Source organism: Acinetobacter brisouii (assembly GCF_008993995.1).
GTDB classification, from domain to species: Bacteria; Pseudomonadota; Gammaproteobacteria; order Pseudomonadales; family Moraxellaceae; genus Acinetobacter; species Acinetobacter brisouii_A.
Map to the genome: position 1 here is coordinate 15,594 of NZ_BKNN01000014.1, position 22,751 is coordinate 38,344.

Genomic DNA, 22,751 nt, shown 5'->3' on the forward strand with positions numbered 1-22,751 from the left:
TTTCATGTTAGGGCGATTTGTATGCATTTTTTGAGCTATTGTTAAGTCGGCAGGTATGATAATTCAACCTCGATGCTCAGCCTTTGAATAGAATTCCATCACTTGTTCAAAAGTATAGCCTTTGTTTACATTGCCGATCAGACAAAAATTCGTTATACCAATACAGGTCAATCTCTATTTTAAAGTCAACTAATATTGGCATAGTGCTTGCTTTAAAGCTCCCATCCATATTATCAAGGATTTATTATGACCATCTCCTCTGTTGCATTTCTTGGTTTAGGTGCTATGGGCTACCGTATGGCAGCACATTTACCGAAACACTTTGAGCAGGTTTTCGTTTGGAATCGTACAGAAGAAAAAGCCAAACAACATGCCCAAGAATATGCAACACAAGCCGTTTCTTTAGAACAGGCTGTACAAGCAGACATCATTTTTTCTTGTTTACCAACCAGCCAAGATGTTGAAGATCTGATTGCAACTGTAACCATCAAATCAGGTGCAATCTGGGTGGACTGCACGAGTGGCGTTCCCGCTAGCGCACAAAAACTGGCTGAACGCTTAAAAGCACAAGGTGTGGATTATTTAGATGCACCTGTCAGTGGACAAACCATTGGTGCTGAAAATGCCACTTTAACCGTAATGGTGGGTGGCGATACGGCAGCATTTGAACGTGCCTTACCTGCTATGCAAGCTGTAGGAAAATTGATTAAGCACGTTGGAGAATCTGGTGCTGGCTTTGCAGTTAAAGCGGTCAACAATATGTTAATGGCGGTACATCTATGCGCAGCTTGTGAAGGTGCAACAACGCTGAAAGCTCACGGTGTCAATCTTACAGAAGCCTTTGAATGTATTAATGCCTCAAGTGGTCAAAGTACCGTGACTAGCAGCATTTTACCAAATCGGATTTTTAACCGCAGTTTCCCACTGACCTTTGCTTTACCTTTACTGGCAAAAGATACTGGTATTGCGCTAGACCTTGTACGTGAAGCAAAACTTGCAGCACCTGTCATTGGTCTCTCTCAAAATCTGATTCAGGCTGCAAATGCCCTTGTTGATGCTGACAGCGACTTTTCAACTGTCGCAAAAATGTATGAATCATGGAGCAAGATTACAATTAAGTAATCTTTAGACATTGCAATTCAACGCGACTGTATCCATATAATGTGTATCCACACATATCGTTACAAATAAGGAATCGCTCATGAAGAAGTTTTCAGTTGCGCTGATTGCAGGGTTTGCAGGATTGATCAGCATCAATGCGCTCGCTGCCTCTGAGCAAGAATGTCAAAAACTTAAAGATGACTATAATTTAATTTATGCATCTAAAGGCTATTGTTTTAGTGACCCTGAAGCCAAAGCGCAGTATGGCAATGACAACTGTCATACCACTAAACCAAAATTTTCTGAAAAAGAGCAACAAAAACTTGACCAAATCAAAGCTCGTCAGAAAGAATTAAGCTGTAAATAAATTCAGCCAATCAAGGAAATCCGTTATGGCATACAATGACCAAAATATTTTTGCAAAAATTTTACGCAGTGAAATCCCAGCCATTAAAGTCTATGAAGATGAACGCGTACTTGCATTTATGGACATTATGCCTCAAGCCGATGGTCATACTTTAGTCATTCCAAAAGCACAAGCGGTGACTTTACTGGACTTAACTGCTGAAGATGCAGCCTATACCATTCAGATCGTACAAAAAGTTGCACGTGCTATTGAAAAAGCACTTGATGCTCAAGGCATTGTCCTTATGCAACTTTCAGGTGAAGCCGCAGGTCAAACTGTACCGCATATTCACTTTCATTTGATTCCAAGTTCAGTACATAAACTGGGTCGCCATGCAGCCGAAATAGGGGATCAAGAGAAAATCAAAGGTTTAGCAGAAAAGATTAAAGCCGCACTTGTATAGAGCAAAGGAGCAATTGCTCCACTGCTGACCCACACATATCATAAGAAGAGCCTCAACTGAGGCTCTTCTTGTTTTTGCCGATTTTTATTCGTCATACACAATAATCTCAAAAGCTTTCTTTCAAATAGATTCACCTGAATAATCCGAAGTAAGCTTTGAAAAATAGTTCAACTTTCCAACGATCTTTATAAATTACTGCAATGGTAGATGCTGCCAAGTAAAAATTATTAAACTCATCAAAGTGACCCAATAAAAAAGGATTCCAAAGAATCCTTTTTTATCAATTGCCCATCAGGAAATTAAACCTTCATCTCGCATTGCAATTTGAACAGATTGGCGTTCAGCTACTTTATTACGTAGTGCAATAATATGTTTATAGTCACCTAGATCATGCTGAATGACTGCTGACCAATTGGTAATCACAAATAAATAAGCATCGGCTGGGCCAAAGTTATCGCCCACCAAGTACTCCGTTTCTGAGTTTGCAATTGTTTGATCAATGTAGGTTAATAAACGATCTATCTCTTGATATGCTTTGGTTTTTTCATCTTCAGTCAATGGCTTGCCAAAAAACACCGCATAAGCATCGTGTAGCTCAGAGTTCAGATAGCCCAGCCATTCCAAAACTTTAGCTCGCCCCAAACCCGATGGTGGGATCAAATCCTGATGCGGATCATGCTGCGCCAAAAAAGGTAAAATTGCCACATTCTCAGTCAAAATCAAGCCAGGATTGATTTCCAATGCAGGAACGTAACCTTTCGGATTGATTTGATAATAATCTGCACCTTTTGCGGTGGTATGGGTTTTTAAATTGACTTTTTCGAGATCAAAATCAACATTTATTTCATTTAAAATAATGTGGGCTGCAAGTGAACATGCACCGGGGGAATAATACAGCTTCATAAATAATCTTGAGTCCTTGTTTTAAGTTATTTTAAAATTACCCTTCTGTTTTAAAACGCTGTTCAACAAGTTGCAAGCCCTGAAAAGTACATCAACTGTAAACCGCAACTGAAGCGTTCTATCAGTAATTGATGATTTCTTGCCGAATTCTGTAGAGATTTATTTGACTTGCTTAAATCGCGATTTAAAATATCGCTTTTTTAGCAAACCGAATTCCAAGCTTATGAGCAACGATCAACTTGAACCACAAATTGTTGACTTAGACAATTTGCACGAGCACCGTGAAATTGTGACATTTATGCGCCGCTCATCTCCGCTAAATACGTCACAACGTACCGCGCTGGAACAACATCGTGACTTTATTTTGGAATATCCAGTCGGTGATTTACGCCAATATTTTGCTCATCCTGAACGTCCGCTAACTGTTGAAATTGGCTTTGGTATGGGACGTTCTTTAGTGCTGATGGCACAAGCCAACCCTGAACGCAACTATGTCGGTATCGAAGTGCATATTCCAGGTATTGCACAGTGTGTTTATGAAGCGGGCGAGGTAGGTTTAGACAACTTAAAAGTCTTGGATGCAGATGCGATTCAGGTGTTACGTGAAATGCCAGATGCGAGTATTAACTGCGTACAACTGTATTTTCCAGACCCGTGGCAGAAAAAACGCCACTTCAAACGCCGTTTCGTGGTTGATGAACGTATGGCACTGGTTGAACAGAAACTTGAGCTTGGTGGTACATTCCATGCAGCAACTGACTGGGAACCCTATGCTGAGTGGATGTTAGATGTTTTGGATCAGCGTGAAAACTTAGAAAACTTGGCAGGAAAAGGTAACAGCTATCCTCGACCAGAATGGCGTCCTTTGACGAAATTCGAACGCCGTGGTTTAGAATCTGGCCACAAAATTAATGATTTTATTTTCAAAAAAATCAAATAAGCCAATAAAATAGCGGCATGCTGTCACACTGACAATATGCCGCTTAACTTAATCTTGAAAAACGCCCTTTTAATACTTCAATAAGCTGCATACGCCAGTGTTCAGTTGAAATCATCCCACTTGACATGCCGCCATGTGCAAAGGCTTCACAATAAAACAAAGCATTATCTGTTAAACGATGTAAGGTTAAACGATAAAAAACTTCTGCTAATTTTCGCTCAAACTCGAGTGGTGACTGGGTGAGTGGATACTTTAAAAACTCCTGCTTCATCGCCTCCCACAAATATGGGCTTCCTCGACTTCCCCACGTTACTGCAACAGGGAAATTTTCCGTTGAAAATAAATTTTCAATATATTTTCGGTGTTTACGGCGCTGTAAAAACTTAAACATATGCTTTACCCTATCTGATTTGGAAATGCCATCAATCCTTGATACTGCAACATCTGCCAGAAGCTTTTTACCTGTGCAAAACCTGCTTGCTGTAACCATGCAATATTTTGTTGTGGATTTACCAAATAAAAATCTTGTTGTAAACGCTGACACATGATTTGACTTTGCGCAGCAGTTAAACCCGTGTACTGACACACTGATTGTAAAATTGCCAAATCATCTATGTGCTCAGGCTGCGTAATATCAACGTTGATGAATACACCTGTTGCAGTTAAATGTTGAGCAATCGACTGGAAAAAATCCAATTTTTCTGAGGTTGCAATAAAATGTGTAACTAAAATACTGAGCACGGCATCATACGGTTGCCGTGAACTCAATTCATGTATATCTCCTTGTATCCATTCAATTTGATTGTTTTTTGACAGATGCTTTTGTGCCGCCTCGAGCATCGTTTTAGACAAATCGAGAGCGGTAAAACTCCATGTCGGATGTTGCTGTGTTAAATAACAAAGTTCATAACCAGTACCACATCCAATGATCAGAACACGGGCATTTTCAGGCAAGTAATGTTGCAAAATTGCTGCTATCTGAGCATGGATCAGGGTATAACCTGGAATTAATTTCACAATATGCTGATCATAACTTGCCACAACCTGTGGATCATGGAAATTTTTTACCACTTTTACCTCTGTTATTTTAATTCTCATTCTCAATGCTAAAGTAATTTTGAAGCAGACTCTAGCGCCTGCAAAACTACGATATTTAGATTTTATGGTGTCGATGCTGTATCGCATTGCTCATTTTTTGATAAATTTCTACCAAATCACCGTGTTGCTGTTTTTGTAATAATTCTTGGTGCATTTGTAAAATTTGTTGATCTTGACGTAGTGCTGGCCCTGTTTGTACATCTTTGGGGTTAAATAGTGTTGCCTTTTGTGCAGTTTCCAAAATCAGTGGATATAGCAAACTAAAATCAACCGATGCACCATCCACCACCTGTTTCGCCATGTCATAACAATAATTGCTAAAATTACAGGCAAATACCGCTGCCAAATGTAAACTCAAACGCTGAGCAGACGAATAAACATATACTCGCTGGCTTAATTGTTGAGCCAAATCTTGTAGGCTATACAAGTCCTGAGATTGATGCGTTTCAATCAGCAATGGAACTTGTGACCAATCCACTGATTTTTCAAAACTAAATGTCTGTAATGGATACAATACGCCACAACGCTCATGAAATTTCTGTAAGACATTGAGATCTGTACTGCCAGAAGTATGTACAAGCAATACATTGGCAAGCTGCTCAGGTAGTTGCTCCGCCACTTGTGCAATCGCCTGATCTTTAACCGCAATAATCAGCAAATCAATTTCAATCTCTATCTGCAATAAATCACTGACAGCATGTGCTTTAACTTGAGTCGCAAGCTGCTGAGCATGGGTTAAATTCGGGCTATAAATGTGCTGAATCTGGTGCCCCAACTGATGTAAAGCAGTTGCCAAATGTGTTGCGACTCGACCAGAACCGATAAAACTTATTTTCATATACATTCTCAAAATAATACGGTGTAGACTTCTTTCATCATTCATCTCTATTGCTGTTATTTTTAAAGAAAAAATAAAAAAATTATGAATGAAATCAATTTTTTCACAATAAAAAAGCGCCATTTACGGCGCTTCTCACATCGGCAACAGATTAAGCTTCTGGTGCTGGGCTGTATTGTTCAACTAAAGGTTGCAATTCACCTTTTTGGAACATATCTAGCATGATGTCGCTACCACCGATTAATTCACCATTAATCCAAAGTTGTGGGAACGTTGGCCAGTTGGCAATTTTTGGTAAAGTCGCGCGAATATCTTGGTTTTCCAAAATATTAACATAAGCAAATGGACGACCAATTTGACTGAGAGCTTCTACTGCACGTGCAGAAAAACCACATTGTGGAAATTGTGGTGTGCCTTTCATGTATAGAAGTACAGCATGTTTAGCAATTTGATCACGAATTAACGCTTCTGTATCGCGTGCTTGTTCAGTCATAGATAAATCCTCAACTATTCTAGGCGGTATTATACCTAAAACTTCGTCATAAGGTGGCGATGTCGAGAATTTTTCTGTTTTTCTCTTATTATGACTTTTCAACCGTTGCAGATTTTGCTTATATAAACCCTCTTTTTATCCTAAGAACCAATACGAGATTATCATGAGTAATATTACCCTTGCTCCGGTACAAACTGATCAGCCTTCTCATCTTATGGCAACTTATGGTCGCCAACCGATCAGTTTCGTCCGAGGACAAGGTTCGTATTTATATACTGAAGATGGTACAGCTTACCTCGATGCATTGACGGGTATTGCTGTTTGCGGCTTAGGTCATGCACACCCAGTGATTGCACAAGCGATTGCAGAACAAGCCCAAACGCTGATTCACACCAGCAATCTGTTTGAAATTCCTTGGCAAACGGCTGCTGCTCAGAAGTTGGCAGAAGTTTCAGGTATGGAAGAAATTTTCTTCTCAAACAGTGGTGCTGAGTCTAACGAAGGCGCAATCAAAATTGCCCGTAAATATGGACATCAGCAAGGCGTTAAAATGCCTAAAATCATTGTTGCTGAACACTCTTTCCACGGTCGTACACTAGCGACACTGTCTGCAACAGGCAATGCCAAAGTTCAAGATGGTTTTGCACCACTCGTTGAAGGTTTCTTACGTGTGCCTTTTGGCGATATCGAAGCCATCGAAGAGCTCGCACTGATTCATCCAGACATCGTGGCGGTACTGGTTGAGCCAATCCAAGGTGAAGGTGGTGTAAATACTGCACCTCAAGGCTTTAGCTACCTTGAAGAAATCCGTCAGCTTTGTAACCAACACCAATGGTTGATGATGCTAGATGAAGTGCAAACAGGTAACGGTCGTACTGGTAAATTCTTCGCGTACCAACATACCAATATTATTCCTGATGTGTTAACAACTGCAAAAGGTTTGGGTAATGGTTTCCCAATTGGCGCAGTGATGACACAAGGGCGTGCTGTTGGTGTATTGCAAGCAGGTAACCACGGTTCAACTTATGGTGGTACAGCACTGGGTTCACGTGTTGTTTATACAGTGATTGATACCATTCAAAAAGAAAACATTGTTGAAAATGCAGGTAAAATTGGTCAGTACATCGTCGATCAACTTCGCAGCCAATTGAGTGAGTTGAATGTCACTGTGCGTGGTTTTGGCATGATGATTGGGATTGAATTACCTAAAGCATGTGGTGAATTGGTCAATATCGCACGCGAACAAAAACAGTTAATCCTAAATGTCACTGCGGGCCATGTAGTTCGTTTACTGCCTGCACTTAATATGACCCAAGAACAAGCAGATGATTTAATTCAACGCCTTATTCCCCTCATTCAAGACTTTTTGAAAAACTAAGTTTTTTCAGGCATAAAAAAGCGATCTATTGAAATCGCTTTTTTATTTCTAGAGATGACTCTGTTTATTTCAAGATGCTGCCTTAAATAAACGTCCACCCGGAATCTGACTAAAATAAGTTTTTAATGCTTCAATACAACGTTGGGTTTTCACAGAGCGCTGCTCAATTGGCGCAGCTACCGCATACAAAGTATAGCTTGGTAATTTCCAGTCAGGCAGAACTTCAATCAGTTCACCATTCATTAATTCTTTTTGTACATCCAAATACAAAACCCGCGCCAAGCCCAAACCATTTTGACATAAAGCTTTCACCACAAAAATATTATTGGTACTAATGCGGGATTTCATTTCCAAGTCGACACGTTGTTCTGATAAACAATGCTGAAAAGAGAAACGATGCCAATTTTGCATGGTGTGTACAGGCAAAACACAATGCTGCTTCAAGTCTTCAGGTGTATTGATGGGTGCTGTCTGGTTCAAATAAGCCGCCGAAGCCACTAAAACTTGTTCAACACGCGCCAAAGGAATGGTATCTAGTGTCGTATCCTCAACTTTAGCTGCCATGCGTAATGCGATATCAATATGATTTTCTTTTAAATCAATAAACTGTGTATCTGCCTCGAACTTTACACTCAAACCACGATGTGCAAACAACCACTGCGAAAGCGCAGGAATAATATGATTTGCCGCCAACTCAGGTGTTGTTGCAATACGAAGTTCACCAATAAGATCATCACGCAGTTCATTCATACGAATTTTTCCACGTTCGGCAGCCGCGAGCATTTCCTTACAACTTTGATAAAAAACTTGACCTTCTTCGGTCAAGCTAATTTTTCGAGTTGAACGGTATAGCAGGGTCGCATCCATCTCCTGTTCTAAAGAGCGAATTTGCTGACTGACAGCACTCGTAGTAATTCCCAACTCACGGGCAGCACCACTAAAAGAGTTCTGTTTGACAACACAAGCAAATACTCCCATTGCTCGAAGTTGATCTAACATTACCTTCCCTCGGTATAAAAAAGCGTGATCTAATCATAATACGCCTGAATACCCGATGAGAATTCAACTTTTGCATTAGTTGCTATGATTTTTTTGCAAGTAACAACATTGGGTCGATTGGTTTTCCATCTGAACGGATTTGGAACTCTAACATGACCCGATTAGCCCCTGTTGACCCCATTTCTGCAATTTTTTGTCCTGCTGAAACAGCCTGACCACTTTTGACCAGCATTTTACTGTTATGTGCATAAGCGCTGATATAACCATTGCTATGTCGAATCAAGATCAGATTACCAAACTCTTTTAAACCATCATCTGCATACACCACTTGTCCTGCGGCGGTTGCAAAAATTGGATCACCTTGCTCACCACCAAAACGTACGCCTTTTATATTATTGGCAAGACTATAGTTTTGAATTACAGGTCCATTTGAAGGACGCAACCACTGTAAACCATTTTGAGCAGGTTCAGTGATTGGTGGTGTAACTGGCTGTACACGGTTTACAGATGGTTTAGGATTTGGGCTTGGCAAGTTACGACGTTGTATTTGATCTGCTGTCTTCTGTTGTTGTTTCTGATTATTCACCACGATTGGTGGTGTTGAATTTTGACGAGATCCTGTTGACTTTAACTTAAGAGATTGATTCACATAAATTGTATATGGAGATGGAATATTATTTAAACGGGCAACTGCAAGATAATCTAGCCCATAACGTGCTGCGATACCACTCAAGGTATCTCCTGAACGCACTGTATAGTTATTTGGAGCATGTGCGTAATGGGTAGTCTGGACTTGTGGCTTAGATGCACATCCTGTAAGTGCAACCGCTGTCAACGCCGCGACAGATAAGAATAATGGCTTTAACCATGTGATTTGTACTTGTTTATTCACAAGATGCTGTTGCAACACCCGCATCAACTTTCCTCTCTAATTCGATAAAACGTCCCATTGATCAACTAAGATTAACAAAATTTTGTTGTGACACACCGAATTCACCCGATTTGTCACAAAGTCGCTACACAGCATCACAAAGAATCATCTTCACTTGCAACTAGTTGTTCGTGTAAATGCTGTAAAACCTGATAATTGGTTGCATCCATTTGAATCGGAGTAATACTGACATAATCATGATTAATCGCATAAAAGTCCGACTGTAAATGATCTGCTGTTTTCGCAGGCTCAGCAACAGCCTCCCCAGACAATCCGATCCAGTAAACTTGACGACCCCGTGGATCGACATGACTTGTAATTGGTTTAGACTGATAACGTCGTCCCTGATAAGTCACCAATGCTCCCTTTAATTCAGCAACATCAGGAATATTAATATTTAAAATATGGCGTTCAGGCAGTTGAGGTAAACCTTGAGCAATAAAATCATGCACCCACTGCGCAGCAACCCGATAATCATCAGGTGACTGATAATTGCGAACATGTGTCCCTGCTAAGGATACGGCGATCGCAGGATGTGCAGTTAAGCGTCCTTCAAAAGCAGCACCTACGGTACCTGAGTACAGCACATCATCGCCTAAATTTGCGCCACTATTAATTCCACTCACTACCAAATCAAATTCAAAATCGAATAAGCCATTCACAGATAAGTAAACACAGTCCGCAGGTGTTCCATTGACAGCCCAAACATCAGGCATAATTTCTACTGGGCGCAAGGGACGATCTAAAGTGAGCGCACTAGAAAAGCCACTCCGCTCCGATTCTGGGGCAACCACAACAACACGCCCTAAAGGTTTCAAAGCCTTAGCTAAAGCTTGTATTCCTGGTGCAAAAACACCATCATCATTGGCAATTAAAATATTCACAAAAAAACTCTTAGAAAAAAACTACTTGCTGATTAAGTTTTAGAAGTATATATATTGGCGGCATTGAATCCACTAAAACTTTGTGAGCAATATCATGTCTTTTGCAAAACGTTTTGTTTGTGCCAGCCTACTCCTTGGCATCATCTTGCCTGCATCGGCAAGTTCAGAGTTAAGCACTGATGAGCAAGACAGTCTTGCCAAAGAAGATATTGCATCATTACAAGTTCTGTCTGAGCTATGCCATCAGGTAATTGGTCATAACCCCAAATTTCAACAGAACATGCAACGTCTTATTGAGCAAAATCAACACAGCCTTTCTCAGGAAAAATTTAAACAAAATTTAAGCCAAGACCATGAATATCAATCGCTTCTTGCTGAAAGTAAGAGCAATAGTCAGGAAATGAGTCCTGCTGAATTAAAGGCCGCATGTGACGAAGTCTTAAACGCACCCTAAGCCCCTATGATTTAATGACTTTTATCTAGCTAACATTTTGTTTTATTTTAAAAAATACTGTACAAAAATACAGCTTTAATACAGTTTTTCTGCTGCTATTTTCATGAAAAACAGGTAATCTTGCCGTACTGTCTTAGGAATAATATGTAGCCCATGATCAAGTCAATTGCCCATAAATTTATGATTGCTGTATTGAGCTGTTCAAGCCTAGGTATTTCATTGGCTTATGCTGAAGCACCCGCAGAAAATATTGAAGTGACCCCTGAACACAATCAAACAACCCCTGAAGAACTCGCTGCAATTTATGTATTATCACAGCTCTGCACAAGCTATGGTTACGACAAAGAAGTAGGCTTCAAAGAAGGATTCGCAACACTTGCCAAAGAAAACCTGCCAGACGAAAAAGATCCCGTACAAGCATTAGAGCAACGTGCTCAACAAAAAGACTTCCAAAAGTATATTATTGAAGCTCAAAATGATGCCAAAAAAGCAGGCGAGCAGCAAAATAAAGATATCTGTAGTGAAATTTCAACCTTAAATAAAGATTCTTAATTTCGTTACAATACTCATCGAAATAAGCCAAGTTGTTCTCTAGCAGTCAACTTGGCTTTGTCCTACAATGCTAGACTTTGTTTGCCGCTACAACCATTGGAATATCCAGAATGAGCAGAAAAAGTGCCTTTGCTGCCTTACTACTTTTACCATCTTTCTCCTACGCAGCAACTGTCTTATCTTCGCCACCAGATTTAAATAATAAATCTTATGTGCTCATGGACTACGAAACAGGTCAGGTACTCGCTGCAAAAAATGAGAATGAGAAGCTGGCACCAGCCTCAATGACCAAAATGATGACCAGTTACATCATTGAGCAAAAGCTTCTCAAGGGTCAACTCACTGAAGGTGAAAAAGTTCGCATGAACGAGTCTGCATGGTGTCGTGGCAGTAGCACCGAATCATGTATGTATGTTCCATTGAATGGCACAGCAAGTGTGCTTGACATGTTGCGCGGGATTATTATTCAGTCAGGTAATGATGCATCCAAAGCAATGGCTGAACACATTGCGGGGAATGAAGGCACATTTGCCTACATGATGAACCAAGAAGCCAAACGCATTGGGATGAATAACACCCACTTTATGAATGCCACTGGTCTTCCTTCTGATGGACATTATTCAACTGCAAAAGATATGGCAACGCTTGCACAACATATCATTCATGACAGTGCCAAGTACTACCCAATCTATTCAGAAAAAGTCTTTGCTTTCAATGGTATCAAACAAGGTAACCGCAATCCTTTACTGTATACAGATCCAAGTGTTGATGGTTTAAAAACAGGTCACACCGATGAAGCAGGTTATTGCTTAACCACTTCAAGTAAACGTGGGCCAATGCGTTTAATTACCGTCATTTTTGGTGCACCAAGCATTAATGAACGCGCCTCACAGACTCGCGAATTATTGGCTTGGGGTTTTGCAAACTATGAAACCGTTAAAGTACAACCTGCCAATCAAACCTTAAAAAATGTGCGGGTTTGGTTTGGTGACGAAAATGAAGTTCCTGCAGGCTTAGCCGAAGACTTTAATGTCACAATGCCAAAAGGTCAGGCAAGCGATATTAAAACCAGCTTGCAGATTTCATCTGAAGTCAATGCACCACTTAAACAAGGACAAGTGATTGGTAAATTGGTCGCAACACTAGATGGTAAAGTGATCGCCGAAAAACCTGTTGTTGCACTTAAAGCGGTTGATGAAGCGGGTTTCTTCTCGCGCTTAATCGACCATATCAAACAATTCTTTAGCAAATTATTTTAATTAAAGATTTTGTTTTAACAAAAGCATCTGTGACATCGTTATAGATGCTTTTTTCTTTTATACTCCATCATATTTAAAATATTTCTACCCAATACAATGAAAAATATCCGCCCCTACCTAGAGCATCATCCCGACATTCATCGCAGTTGTTATATTGACCCAATGTCTGTTGTGATTGGCGATGTGCAACTTGCAGAACATGTTTCAGTTTGGCCGTTTGCTGTGATTCGAGGCGATGTCAATTCGATTCAAATTGGCAAAAATAGTAATGTGCAAGACCACTACATGCTACATGTCAGCCATAAAAATGCAGCCAAACCAAATGGTTCGCCACTGATTATTGGTGAAGATGTCACCATTGGGCATCATGTAACTTTACATGGCTGTACGATTGGCAACCGTGTTCTGGTTGGGATTAATAGCGTTATTTTAGATGATGTCATCATTGAAGATGATGTAATGATTGGTGCAGGAAGTTTAGTTCCACCCCGTAAACACCTAGAAAGTGGTTATTTATATGTGGGTAGCCCTGTACAAAAAATTCGCCCATTAACTGAAAAAGAAAAAGAATTTTTACCCTACTCAGCACGACATTATGTCAAAGTAGCCAACAACTATATAAAGCAGGACTAAATCAACATAGCCATTCCTGTGCAAATTTTGTAGAATACACCTTTTAGATCATGGTGCTTTTTTATGACTGCTTGGACAGCGCATGTCACGGTTGCCACTGTTGTTGAAAAACATGGAAAGTTCCTCCTTGTTGAAGAACATTCTGAAGGGTTTTCCCATCCTGTGTTTAATCAACCTGCTGGGCATGTTGAAGCTGGTGAAACGATCATTGAAGCAGCAATTCGTGAAACACGCGAAGAAACTGGGCATGACGTTGAAATCGACCATTTGCTCGGGATTTACACCTATACGCCCCCCATGTTCCCAGACCGAACCTATTTTCGTTTCTGCTTTTTGGCACATGTGGTTGAAGAGCATCCCGATGCTCAACTCGATACAGGTATTCTCCAAGCAACATGGCTTTCTTTCGAGGAGTTACAGAACTCTGGACGTGCCCGTAGCCCATTGGTGATTCAAGCCATTCAAGACAGTCTGACTGGTCAAAAGTATCCTTTATCCATGATTCATGAACACCCTTTCTCTCCCAATCTAACTTCAAATTTGGATGCCTAGTTTTATGCAACAACGTGTCATCGTCGGTATGTCTGGTGGTGTAGATTCTTCTGTTTCTGCTGCTTTACTTCTTCAACAAGGTTATCAAGTTGAAGGTCTGTTTATGAAGAACTGGGAAGAAGATGACGGTACAGAATACTGTACGGCGCTCGAAGATTTAGCCGATGCCCAAGCCGTTGCTGACAAACTTGGCATTAAACTGCATACCGCAAATTTTGCCATGGAATATTGGGATCGTGTCTTTGAACACTTCCTTGCCGAATACGCAGCAGGACGCACACCAAACCCCGATATTCTCTGTAATAAAGAAATTAAATTCCGTGCGTTTATAGACCATGCTGTAACTTTAGGTGCAGACTTCATTGCAACAGGGCACTACACCCGCCGTGGTGCAACACAGTACAACAGCAAAGGCGAAGCTTATGCACCCCTACTTCGTGGTGTCGATCAAAACAAAGATCAAAGCTATTTCCTGCATGCTGTGCATGGTCGTGAAATCAATAAAACCTTATTCCCAGTCGGTGAGATTGAAAAACCACAAGTCCGTAAAATTGCTGCGGAACTCGATTTAGCGACGGCGAAGAAAAAAGACTCTACGGGAATCTGTTTTATTGGCGAACGTCGTTTTAATGACTTCCTTAAACAGTACTTACCTGCTCAACCTGGAAAAATTGTACTAGAAAATGGTCAAGAAGTTGGTGAACATCACGGCTTAATGTACTATACACTGGGTCAACGCGGTGGCATTGGTTTGGGTGGTATGAAAGATGCCCATGAAGGTGCGTGGTTTGTTCTACACAAAGATGTTGAAGGTAACCGTCTCGTTGTTGGTCAAGGTCATGAACATCCACTCATGCAAAGCACGACTTTGTGGAGTGAAAAAATTGACTGGGTTGCAGGTGAACAAGACATTCCCGCAACAGGTTTACGCTGTACAGCAAAAACCCGTTATCGCCAACCTGATCAGGCATGTACCATTTTTTATGATACAAACACTCAGGACGCGGTTCGTGTTGAGTTTGATGAGCCACAGCGTGCTGTAACGCCAGGGCAAAGTGTTGTATTTTATATCAATGATCACTGTTTAGGTGGTGGTGTGATTCATCATACCAACGCCCCTAAACCTGCTTTTCTTTAGGAATTTTTAGGCATGGTTGATCTTCCCTTTCAACAGCCTCAACACTTTACAGTCCGTCAGAATCGTGTTTTGGCGTTAGCTGGGGTTTTTCAAGCCGCCCAGCTGACCCATATGACTGCCATGACAGGACTGAATCGTATTGGCGAAAGTGGTAATTTCTATTTTGAACAATTGATTAAAGCCAGTTTGAACATCAGACCAGCCGAAAACAATTCTTCTGAAACCCTAGATTTTTTTAGTCAGTTGACTGATTTATCATTAGGTTTAAAAATTTTAGAACAAAGCATCACTCAGCCTTTTACTCCAACACCAAAAAGTAAAGTTCCAAAGCTTGCCACTGCAAAACTACCCATGACTTATGCCATGGGTTTATTGCAATTGGAAAAGAAAGTCTATCGAAATCCAAATTTCGTTGAGAAAATCTCAAAATCACAACAACAAATTTTAAAGCAACTGTCTTTTTTTGATCAAAATTATTTACACCCCAGCATTTTAGCCAATCTTGCACAGACCTATGTCGAAACCGCAGGACAAATCAATCCACGCATTTTAGTTCGTGGCAATGCTGAGGCGTTCAAAGATTCTCAACATACCAACCGAATCCGTGCTTCGTTATTTACAGGACTGCAAATGGCACACCTGTGGCGACAGCTTGGTGGTAGCTCATTGCAGCTAATATTCGGTAAACGTAAGCATTTACAAGAAATTCAAGCCCTTGCACACATGCAATATCAGCTTGGTCAACTTTAACCCTGTTTTTTGTTTTAGGTGTTTTGCACCACATTGAAGGAAACTTTATGAATGCTTTAACTGCACTCTCACCGTTAGACGGACGTTACGCGAGCAAGTGTGATGCTTTGCGTCCTTACCTATCTGAGTTTGGCTTAATTCATGCGCGTGTAACTGTTGAAGTTCGTTGGTTGCAAGCACTTGCAAAACACCCTGAAATTATTGAAGTTGCAGATTTTAGTGCCGCAACTAATCAAGCTTTAGATGCGATTGTTGCTGATTTCTCTGAAGAAGATGCGAACCGCATTAAAGAAATCGAACGTACAACCAACCACGATGTAAAAGCGGTTGAATATTTCTTGAAAGAAAAAATCGCACACATCGATGAACTTAAAAATGCAGGTGAATTCATTCACTTTGCATGTACATCTGAAGACATCAACAACTTGTCTCATGCCTTAATGTTGAAAAATGGTCGTGATGTATTGGTGACTGCAATGCAGCAAATCATCGATTCAATCGTTGCTTTGGCTGAAACTCATGCAGAACAACCAATGTTGTCTCGTACACATGGTCAAACTGCAAGCCCAACCACTTTGGGTAAAGAAATGGCAAACGTGGCCTACCGTTTGGCACGTCAAATCAAACAATTCAAACAAGTTGAATTGTTGGGTAAAATCAATGGCGCAGTCGGTAACTACAATGCCCACTTGTCAGCATATCCAGAAATCAACTGGCCTGCTCACTCACAAGCATTTGTTGAATCTTTAGGTTTAACCTTCAACCCGTACACGACACAAATCGAACCACATGACTACATGGCTGAATTGTTCGATGCACTTCGTCGCTTCAACACCATTTTGATCGACTTCAACCGTGACGTATGGGGTTACATCTCTCTTGGCTTCTTCAAACAAAAATTGAAAGATGGCGAAGTAGGTTCTTCAACCATGCCGCACAAAGTGAATCCAATTGACTTTGAAAACTCTGAAGGTAACTTGGGTCTTGCCAATGCAGTATTGGCGCACTTAGGCGAAAAACTTCCAGTATCTCGCTGGCAGCGCGACCTGACTGACTCAACGGTTCTTCGTAACATGGGTGTTGGTTTTGCACAAAGCTTAATCGCATTTGAAGCTTGCTCTAAAGGTATTGGCAAACTTGAATTGAATGCTGCCCGTATTCTTGAAGATCTTGACCACGCTCAAGAAGTGCTTGCTGAACCAATTCAAACGGTAATGCGTCGTTACAACATTGAAAAGCCATACGAGAAATTAAAAGCATTAACTCGTGGTCAAGCCATGACACGTGAAATGATGGTTGACTTCGTCAATGGTACTGAACTTGCTCAAGTTCCAAGTGAAGAACGCGCTCGTCTAGCTGAACTCACACCTGCAACTTATACAGGTAATGCTGCTGACCAAGCCAAACAAATTAAAGCATTAATCAACAAACTTTAAGTTAAAAATGATTGCTTAGAAAAAGCGAAGCTTCGGCTTCGCTTTTTTGCCTTTATCGAAATCACCACCAATAAAAAATTAAGAATATGCTCGAAAAACAATATACCCTTAAACATTTGATTACCGTTGCAATCCTAACTGTCACATTAATCTTAGCGAGCATTCAACCCTTAGAATATGCTGCTTATCTATTACATCAAGCAGGTACTATCATCATGCTGCTGGTTTTAGGTTATTGCTTTAAAAAATTTGCGCTGAACTTTCTGAGCTTTAGTTTCTATATCGGCTTCCTGATCATTCATATTCTGGGTGCGCATTATTTGTATTCTTATGTACCTTATAACGACTGGATTAAAAGCCTATTCGGTTTTGACTTGAATGCATCCATGCATTGGTCACGCAACATGTATGATCGTCTGGTTCATTTCAGTTATGGTTTTCTACTATTTCCTTTTTTTCAACGTATCTTCCACGTTTATTTTCCACAAGCTTCAAGAAAACAGCTCAACTTTTTAGTCATTCAATGGATCATGGCATCGAGTATGCTGTATGAGCTGATTGAGTGGTGGATTGCGATTGGCTTATCACCTGAAGCGGCTGAAAATTACAATGGTCAACAAGGCGATGTTTGGGATGCCCACAAAGACATGTTTCTTGCTAGCATTGGATGTTTAATTTTTGCTGTTATTGATCTGATTCAAAATAAATTAAGTCAACATAAACCATAAACTAAACACGATTACGGTACACACAATCAAGGCAGCATAGAGCAATACTTTTGGTTGTATTTCCTCATTGATCCAGAACATTTTTTGAAAAATGATTTGGCGAATCGCCAAACTGTTTAAAACAATCGCTGCGAGATGCACAATCACTACACCTAAAAAGAGATTAGCAAACAAATCATGAATTTCTTTGATATTATGCTGCCCTGTTGTTTCAGTGATATAACCTAAAATGACTGTCATCGGCAGGAGCAAAACCATCAAAAAAATGCTCAAATGCAATAATGCTGAGCTTAAATACTGAAGTGATTTCTGTGACCCTAAAGCCTGTTGTTTACCCAATTTAAGAAAGTTAAAACTCATTTGCTGACGCTTGATCCATCCAAAAGGTCGACTGACTTTCATTTTAGCTGCAAGGAATTGCCAAACAATCCGCAAACCCAATGCAATTGCCAACAAGTAACCAAACAACATATGAAGCTGATGTAAATCGAAGTTATCACCAGTAAAGTAAGCACCTGTGAAACTCACTAAAATAATGAGATGCAGTAAACGAATTACACTATCTATATGGCTTGCAGGAATGACTTTATTCATCTTCCATCCAAAAATTGGCTTTTAGATTCATGTTGCCGCAGATAACTTAAGTGTTGATTAGCCTCTGATATGAAAATTCAAAGATTATTGCATTTATAGGATATTTCGTTGTATTTACCTTAGTTTATCTTATTTTATAAAATACCTAAACTATCTCTAAGACAACATGAAATGTCATGTGGAGATCAGATTATGCAAAGTTATTTACATCGTAGCGAAGAACGTGGACATGTCAAAGAAGGCTGGTTAGACACCTATCACAGCTTTTCTTTTGGAAGTTGGTACAATCCAAAGTACATGGGAGTCAGTGTATTACGCGTCATTAATGATGACACCATTGCTGCTCATAAAGGCTTTGGTACACATCCACACGATAATATGGAAATTTTGACCTGTGTGCTTAAAGGCACCATTAGTCATAAAGACACAATGGGAAATCAAACTCAAATTGCCGCGGGTGAATGGCAACTGATGAGTGCAGGAACAGGGATTCAGCACAGCGAAATTAATCAGGGCGATGAAGCTGTACATATGTTACAGATCTGGATTCATCCGAATATTCGTAATGCAGAACCTAGTTATCAACAGATTCAGCGAGACCCGAAACAACAGCCGAATCAATGGCATTTAATTGTTGGAACAGAGAATGCGCCAATGAAGATTCGACAAGATGCTGAAGTTAAAGCAGCCTATTTGAATCAAGGTCAACAGCTTGACGTTAAAGCGACTCGACAGCTCAATTATATTCATGTCATTTCAGGTCAGGTGAGAATGGGTGATCAGTTAGTCAATGCTGGAGATGCATTACTCTTTGCTGAAGACTGTCAGATTGAAGCACAACAAGACAGTCAAATGATCTGGTTTGATTTACCACAAGCCTAAAACAAAAAAGCCTCCAAATTGGAGGCTTTCTTTTTCTTATGAACAGTTCAACTGCTGTAAGGCAGCGACACGTTGCTCAATAGTTGGGTGAGTTTGAAATAAAGCTGCAAGACTAAAGCCTTGTTCCTTACCTTCCGTAATTGCAAGTGCTTTCATTTCTCTTGGCATTTGATCAGGCATTTCAGTTTCAGCTTGCAAGCGCAACAATGCAGAAATCATGGCTTGTTTACCTGCCAAACGCGCACCTGCTTCATCTGCACGGTATTCACGGTAACGCGAAAACCACATCACAATCGCTGATGCCAAAATACCAAAGACAATATCCAAGACCATTGTAATGATAAAATAACCCATACCAGGAGCTTCATCATCTTGGCGACCAAACACGTTACGGTCAATAAAGTCACCAACCACACGTGCAAAGAACATCACAAAGGTGTTCACTACACCTTGAATTAACGACAAAGTCACCATATCGCCGTTGGCAACGTGCCCAATTTCATGAGCAAGTACCGCACGTAATTCATCTTGATTCATGCGCTCAAGCAGACCTGTAGAAACTGCAACTAACGCATCATTTTTATTCCAACCTGTCGCAAAGGCATTCGATTGATAAGATGGGAAAATACCCACTTCTGGCATACGAATCCCTGAACGTTGTGCAAGGTCTGCAACCGTTTGCAATAACCAAACTTCAGCTTGGTTACGTGGTGCGTTTGGATCGATTAATTCAGTCCCTGTGGTTTTCTTAGCCATCCACTTCGACATAAACAGCGAAATCAAAGAACCAACCATACCAAAGACAAAACAGATTACGAGTAGGTTGCCTAAGTTAAGTCCACCTGCACCGTGGTAACTTCCGACACCCAATACGGACAAAATAAGACCAGCGACAACCAGTACCGCGAGGTTGGTAAGCAAAAACAAACCAATCCGCATCATCGAGAAAATCCTCTTATAATAGAAAAAAACATGATTTATCTTACAGATAAATCATGTAACTAATATGCGACCTGAGATCATAAAATTCAAGAATAAATCCGTATCAACATATAAAAATCATGTTTCCGAATTGTATAACAAGACTAATTGCGTACAGCTATATCTGTAAATGTACCATCTGATAATTGTACAATTCGCCGACCCGCCGACTTATGTATATTCAGTGCTTGACTGTTATTGGTATTATTTTTTGCTGTAGCTGCAGCGGTTACAGGTTCAACTGAGCTTTCTTTAATCGCGCTGTCTAGACGAATTCCAGAGGTATATAAATTATTGTAACGACTCATCACGCGGCGTACATAATCTTGGGTTTCTCTAAACGGAGGAATTCCACCATATTTATCAACATTCCCTTCCCCCGCATTATATGCAGCCAATGCCAAGTGCGTATTACCACTATAACGTTTCAACAATAAACTTAGGTACTTTGCACCACCAAAAATATTTTGTTGTGGATCATAAGGATTATTGACATTAAAGCGTCTAGCAGTTGCAGGCATAAGTTGCATCAAACCTTGCGCCCCCACAGGCGAACGTGCATTACTATTAAAGCCTGACTCAGTATGCATAATTGCTTTAATCAATCCTTCAGCTAAACCATGTTGCTGAGCTGCCTGATGAATAATTTGATCAAAAGCATCTTTATTTTTGCTATAGCTAGGCAGCACAGAAGCTTCTGAGCCTCCCCAGTTATGGTAACTATGGATATTACTGTCTTTATAATAAGTGACTTTAATTTTCGTTAAATGTGCGCCACTTTGCTTACGATTCGTAAGAAGTGGTGTTCCATTACCATCTTGATAAGTATAAATTTGTCCAGCATGTACCCAAGAAGCTAAACCCAAACTTCCTAGCGTAGAGAGAGAAAGCAGTACAATTTTGTATAGTATTTTCATTGTTGTGTTTACCAGTAAGCGTTCTGTGCAAACAATTGTATTTGATTGTAACAGGAAAACAGTATGTGCTGTGCTTTTTAACAAGCTTAGTTAAAAAAATCAAGTTAAATTGTTGGGCGAGTAATCAAAAAAAAATTTAATTTTTTTTAAGCCAAGGTCTATTGACAGCAATAAACCATTGAAATTATTAAATAATAAAAAAAGGTTAAAAAATGATCAATGTGTTTCTAAGCCTTAATCAACGGACGATTACTCCTGTCAAGGGCTTAGTTATCCACAATTTTATCCACAATTTTTGTGGAAAACTGTGAATTGTCAAAAAACTCACCAATTTCAAGGCAAACCTACTCATTTAAATAGTTTAGAGTGCTTCAAGGACATTTTGATGACAATAAAAAATATATGAATAAATGTGTATGCACAGATGCGAAGCCATCCCGAATCAGCTAAAATTGCGCGATATTTTTTCCAAGAGTTTGTGTGTCTATGTACTCTCCAGTTGAATCCAACCAAGGATTTAATTTTAAACCTGAACTTCCAACCAGTTCGGCTTATTATCGCCTACTCAAAAAACTTCGTCGTCAAGTCGGTCATGCCATCCGTGACTTTAAAATGATCGAGGAAGGCGATAAGGTGATGGTTTGTATTTCGGGTGGAAAGGACAGCTATACTCTGCTTGATATTTTGTTGCAGTTTAAACGTATTGCACCCATCAATTTTGATGTGGTTGCCGTCAACCTTGACCAAAAACAACCCGGTTTTCCTGAAGATGTTTTACCACGTTATTTAGAAGAAAATAATATTCCATATTATATTCTTGAAAAAGACACCTACAGTATTACCAAACGCTTAACCCCTGAAGGCAAAACCTACTGTGCGGTCTGTTCACGTTTACGCCGTGGTTCACTGTATGGCTTTGCACAAGAAATTGGCGCAACTAAAGTCGCTTTAGGTCATCATCGTGATGATATTATTGCAACATTCTTCCTAAACTTGTTTCATGGCGGTAGCTTAAAGGCGATGCCACCGAAGCTTCTCTCTTCTGATAAGAAAAATATCTTGATTCGCCCATTGGCTTATGTTGAAGAAAAAGACATCATCAAATATGCCGAGATGCGTAAGTTTCCAATCATTCCATGTAACTTGTGTGGTTCTCAAGAAAACCTTCAACGTGCAATGTTAAATGAAATGCTACGCGAATGGGATCAAAAATATCCAAAACGTCTTCATAGTATTTTTGGTGCTCTACAGAATGTTTCACCATCACAACTGGCTGACCGTGAGCTATTTGATTTTGAGGCACTCGATTCCCAACGTGAATTTGATCTTAAAGATCCTGAAGACATGAAAAAACGATTAGATGTCGTCAATTTAAGCTTTGCAGCCGAATAATCACATTTCCATCGCTGCGTAATGTCGGGCACAATCATGTTATATGGTTGTGCCTTTTTTATACTTTCTTACGATTTCTGTGTGATTTATCCCACCAGTTTATAAAAAA

The 22,751-nt window shown here is 40.1% G+C and carries 27 protein-coding genes and 1 pseudogene; 16 read left to right on the forward strand and 12 right to left on the reverse strand.

What is annotated here, in order from left to right:
* Positions 1-246: 246 nt before the first annotated feature.
* The 3 genes from GBN19_RS05545 to GBN19_RS05555 all read left to right on the forward strand — a co-directional run bounded on the left by GBN19_RS05545 (position 247) and on the right by GBN19_RS05555 (position 1,910).
* Positions 247-1,122 (forward strand): NAD(P)-dependent oxidoreductase, encoded by an 876-nt coding sequence (locus tag GBN19_RS05545; protein WP_151777456.1) that lies wholly within the window; start codon positions 247-249, stop codon positions 1,120-1,122.
* A 79-nt stretch (positions 1,123-1,201) separates the two neighbouring features.
* A complete protein-coding gene (locus tag GBN19_RS05550; protein WP_151777457.1) occupies positions 1,202-1,468 on the forward strand; it encodes a YARHG domain-containing protein in 267 nt (88 codons plus the stop codon).
* A 25-nt stretch (positions 1,469-1,493) separates the two neighbouring features.
* On the forward strand, positions 1,494-1,910 hold the full coding sequence (locus tag GBN19_RS05555; protein ID WP_151777458.1) for an HIT family protein: 417 nt from the start codon (positions 1,494-1,496) through the stop codon (positions 1,908-1,910).
* 38 nt (positions 1,911-1,948) lie between these two features.
* Here the strand turns inward: GBN19_RS05555 and GBN19_RS05560 are convergent.
* Positions 1,949-2,139, reverse strand: a pseudogene (locus GBN19_RS05560) (IS4 family transposase); the annotation flags it as partial.
* 62 nt (positions 2,140-2,201) lie between these two features.
* Positions 2,202-2,813, reverse strand: coding sequence for a glutathione binding-like protein (locus GBN19_RS05565; RefSeq protein ID WP_151709821.1), 612 nt, complete (start codon positions 2,811-2,813; stop codon positions 2,202-2,204).
* 223 nt (positions 2,814-3,036) lie between these two features.
* On the opposite strand from GBN19_RS05565, the gene trmB reads away from it, so the two are divergent.
* Positions 3,037-3,753, forward strand: coding sequence for a tRNA (guanosine(46)-N7)-methyltransferase TrmB (gene trmB / locus GBN19_RS05570; RefSeq protein WP_151709822.1), 717 nt, complete (start codon positions 3,037-3,039; stop codon positions 3,751-3,753).
* 43 nt (positions 3,754-3,796) lie between these two features.
* Here trmB and GBN19_RS05575 read toward each other — a convergent pair whose 3' ends face one another.
* The 4 genes from GBN19_RS05575 to grxD all read right to left on the reverse strand — a co-directional run bounded on the left by GBN19_RS05575 (position 3,797) and on the right by grxD (position 6,182).
* The gene (locus GBN19_RS05575; protein WP_151709823.1) at positions 3,797-4,144 is read right to left on the reverse strand and encodes a hypothetical protein; all 348 of its coding nucleotides are present in this window, start codon (positions 4,142-4,144) and stop codon (positions 3,797-3,799) included.
* Positions 4,145-4,149: 5 nt separating this feature from the next.
* Complete coding sequence (locus GBN19_RS05580) at positions 4,150-4,851, reverse strand: class I SAM-dependent methyltransferase (RefSeq protein ID WP_228271216.1); 702 nt, start codon at positions 4,849-4,851, stop codon at positions 4,150-4,152.
* A gap of 55 nt (positions 4,852-4,906) precedes the next feature.
* Positions 4,907-5,689, reverse strand: a complete 783-nt coding sequence (locus GBN19_RS05585) for a Rossmann-like and DUF2520 domain-containing protein (protein ID WP_151777459.1) — start codon at positions 5,687-5,689, stop codon at positions 4,907-4,909.
* A gap of 151 nt (positions 5,690-5,840) precedes the next feature.
* Positions 5,841-6,182 carry a Grx4 family monothiol glutaredoxin gene (gene grxD, locus GBN19_RS05590; RefSeq protein ID WP_005176812.1) on the reverse strand — a complete coding sequence of 114 codons (342 nt, stop codon included), beginning with the start codon at positions 6,180-6,182 and terminating at the stop codon, positions 5,841-5,843.
* A 163-nt stretch (positions 6,183-6,345) separates the two neighbouring features.
* Here grxD and GBN19_RS05595 point away from each other — a divergent pair, with 163 nt between their 5' ends.
* The gene (locus GBN19_RS05595; protein WP_151777460.1) at positions 6,346-7,560 is read left to right on the forward strand and encodes an aspartate aminotransferase family protein; all 1,215 of its coding nucleotides are present in this window, start codon (positions 6,346-6,348) and stop codon (positions 7,558-7,560) included.
* 69 nt (positions 7,561-7,629) lie between these two features.
* On the opposite strand, the gene GBN19_RS05600 is transcribed toward GBN19_RS05595, so the two are convergent.
* From GBN19_RS05600 to surE, 3 genes are all read right to left on the reverse strand, one after another.
* Positions 7,630-8,559, reverse strand: coding sequence for a LysR family transcriptional regulator (locus GBN19_RS05600; RefSeq protein ID WP_151777461.1), 930 nt, complete (start codon positions 8,557-8,559; stop codon positions 7,630-7,632).
* An 82-nt stretch (positions 8,560-8,641) separates the two neighbouring features.
* Positions 8,642-9,475: a peptidoglycan DD-metalloendopeptidase family protein gene (locus GBN19_RS05605; RefSeq protein WP_151709827.1), complete on the reverse strand. Its 834-nt coding sequence runs from the start codon at positions 9,473-9,475 to the stop codon at positions 8,642-8,644.
* Positions 9,476-9,585: 110 nt separating this feature from the next.
* On the reverse strand, positions 9,586-10,374 hold the full coding sequence (surE, locus tag GBN19_RS05610) for a 5'/3'-nucleotidase SurE (RefSeq protein WP_151777462.1): 789 nt from the start codon (positions 10,372-10,374) through the stop codon (positions 9,586-9,588).
* A 94-nt stretch (positions 10,375-10,468) separates the two neighbouring features.
* Here surE and GBN19_RS05615 point away from each other — a divergent pair, with 94 nt between their 5' ends.
* The 9 genes from GBN19_RS05615 to GBN19_RS05655 all read left to right on the forward strand — a co-directional run bounded on the left by GBN19_RS05615 (position 10,469) and on the right by GBN19_RS05655 (position 17,876).
* Complete coding sequence (locus GBN19_RS05615) at positions 10,469-10,828, forward strand: MCR_0457 family protein (RefSeq protein WP_228271217.1); 360 nt, start codon at positions 10,469-10,471, stop codon at positions 10,826-10,828.
* Positions 10,829-10,981: 153 nt separating this feature from the next.
* Complete coding sequence (locus tag GBN19_RS05620; protein ID WP_151777463.1) at positions 10,982-11,380, forward strand: MCR_0457 family protein; 399 nt, start codon at positions 10,982-10,984, stop codon at positions 11,378-11,380.
* Between the two features lie 110 nt (positions 11,381-11,490).
* Positions 11,491-12,639: a D-alanyl-D-alanine carboxypeptidase PBP5/6 gene (dacC, locus tag GBN19_RS05625; protein WP_151709830.1), complete on the forward strand. Its 1,149-nt coding sequence runs from the start codon at positions 11,491-11,493 to the stop codon at positions 12,637-12,639.
* A 96-nt stretch (positions 12,640-12,735) separates the two neighbouring features.
* The gene (locus GBN19_RS05630; RefSeq protein ID WP_151777464.1) at positions 12,736-13,272 is read left to right on the forward strand and encodes a gamma carbonic anhydrase family protein; all 537 of its coding nucleotides are present in this window, start codon (positions 12,736-12,738) and stop codon (positions 13,270-13,272) included.
* 63 nt (positions 13,273-13,335) lie between these two features.
* Positions 13,336-13,824 (forward strand): NUDIX hydrolase, encoded by a 489-nt coding sequence (locus GBN19_RS05635; protein ID WP_151709832.1) that lies wholly within the window; start codon positions 13,336-13,338, stop codon positions 13,822-13,824.
* A 4-nt stretch (positions 13,825-13,828) separates the two neighbouring features.
* Positions 13,829-14,962 (forward strand): tRNA 2-thiouridine(34) synthase MnmA, encoded by a 1,134-nt coding sequence (gene mnmA, locus GBN19_RS05640; RefSeq protein ID WP_151777465.1) that lies wholly within the window; start codon positions 13,829-13,831, stop codon positions 14,960-14,962.
* A gap of 12 nt (positions 14,963-14,974) precedes the next feature.
* Positions 14,975-15,712, forward strand: a complete 738-nt coding sequence (gene hflD / locus GBN19_RS05645; RefSeq protein ID WP_151709834.1) for a high frequency lysogenization protein HflD — start codon at positions 14,975-14,977, stop codon at positions 15,710-15,712.
* Between the two features lie 47 nt (positions 15,713-15,759).
* Positions 15,760-17,148 carry an adenylosuccinate lyase gene (gene purB, locus GBN19_RS05650; RefSeq protein WP_151777466.1) on the forward strand — a complete coding sequence of 463 codons (1,389 nt, stop codon included), beginning with the start codon at positions 15,760-15,762 and terminating at the stop codon, positions 17,146-17,148.
* A gap of 86 nt (positions 17,149-17,234) precedes the next feature.
* Complete coding sequence (locus tag GBN19_RS05655) at positions 17,235-17,876, forward strand: DUF2238 domain-containing protein (RefSeq protein WP_151777467.1); 642 nt, start codon at positions 17,235-17,237, stop codon at positions 17,874-17,876.
* On the opposite strand, the gene GBN19_RS05660 is transcribed toward GBN19_RS05655, so the two are convergent.
* The gene (locus tag GBN19_RS05660; RefSeq protein WP_151777468.1) at positions 17,856-18,470 is read right to left on the reverse strand and encodes a cytochrome b/b6 domain-containing protein; all 615 of its coding nucleotides are present in this window, start codon (positions 18,468-18,470) and stop codon (positions 17,856-17,858) included. The genes GBN19_RS05655 and GBN19_RS05660 overlap by 21 nt on opposite strands.
* Before the next feature lie 192 nt (positions 18,471-18,662).
* Here GBN19_RS05660 and GBN19_RS05665 point away from each other — a divergent pair, with 192 nt between their 5' ends.
* Positions 18,663-19,352, forward strand: a complete 690-nt coding sequence (locus GBN19_RS05665) for a pirin family protein (protein ID WP_151777469.1) — start codon at positions 18,663-18,665, stop codon at positions 19,350-19,352.
* A 36-nt stretch (positions 19,353-19,388) separates the two neighbouring features.
* Here the strand turns inward: GBN19_RS05665 and htpX are convergent, their stop codons facing one another.
* Together htpX and GBN19_RS05675 are read right to left on the reverse strand one after the other, a co-directional pair.
* Positions 19,389-20,294 (reverse strand): protease HtpX, encoded by a 906-nt coding sequence (gene htpX, locus GBN19_RS05670; RefSeq protein ID WP_151709839.1) that lies wholly within the window; start codon positions 20,292-20,294, stop codon positions 19,389-19,391.
* 143 nt (positions 20,295-20,437) lie between these two features.
* On the reverse strand, positions 20,438-21,250 hold the full coding sequence (locus tag GBN19_RS05675) for a lytic transglycosylase domain-containing protein (protein WP_151777470.1): 813 nt from the start codon (positions 21,248-21,250) through the stop codon (positions 20,438-20,440).
* Between the two features lie 486 nt (positions 21,251-21,736).
* On the opposite strand from GBN19_RS05675, the gene ttcA reads away from it, so the two are divergent.
* On the forward strand, positions 21,737-22,642 hold the full coding sequence (gene ttcA / locus GBN19_RS05680) for a tRNA 2-thiocytidine(32) synthetase TtcA (protein ID WP_151709859.1): 906 nt from the start codon (positions 21,737-21,739) through the stop codon (positions 22,640-22,642).
* The last annotated feature ends 109 nt before the right edge of the window (positions 22,643-22,751 follow it).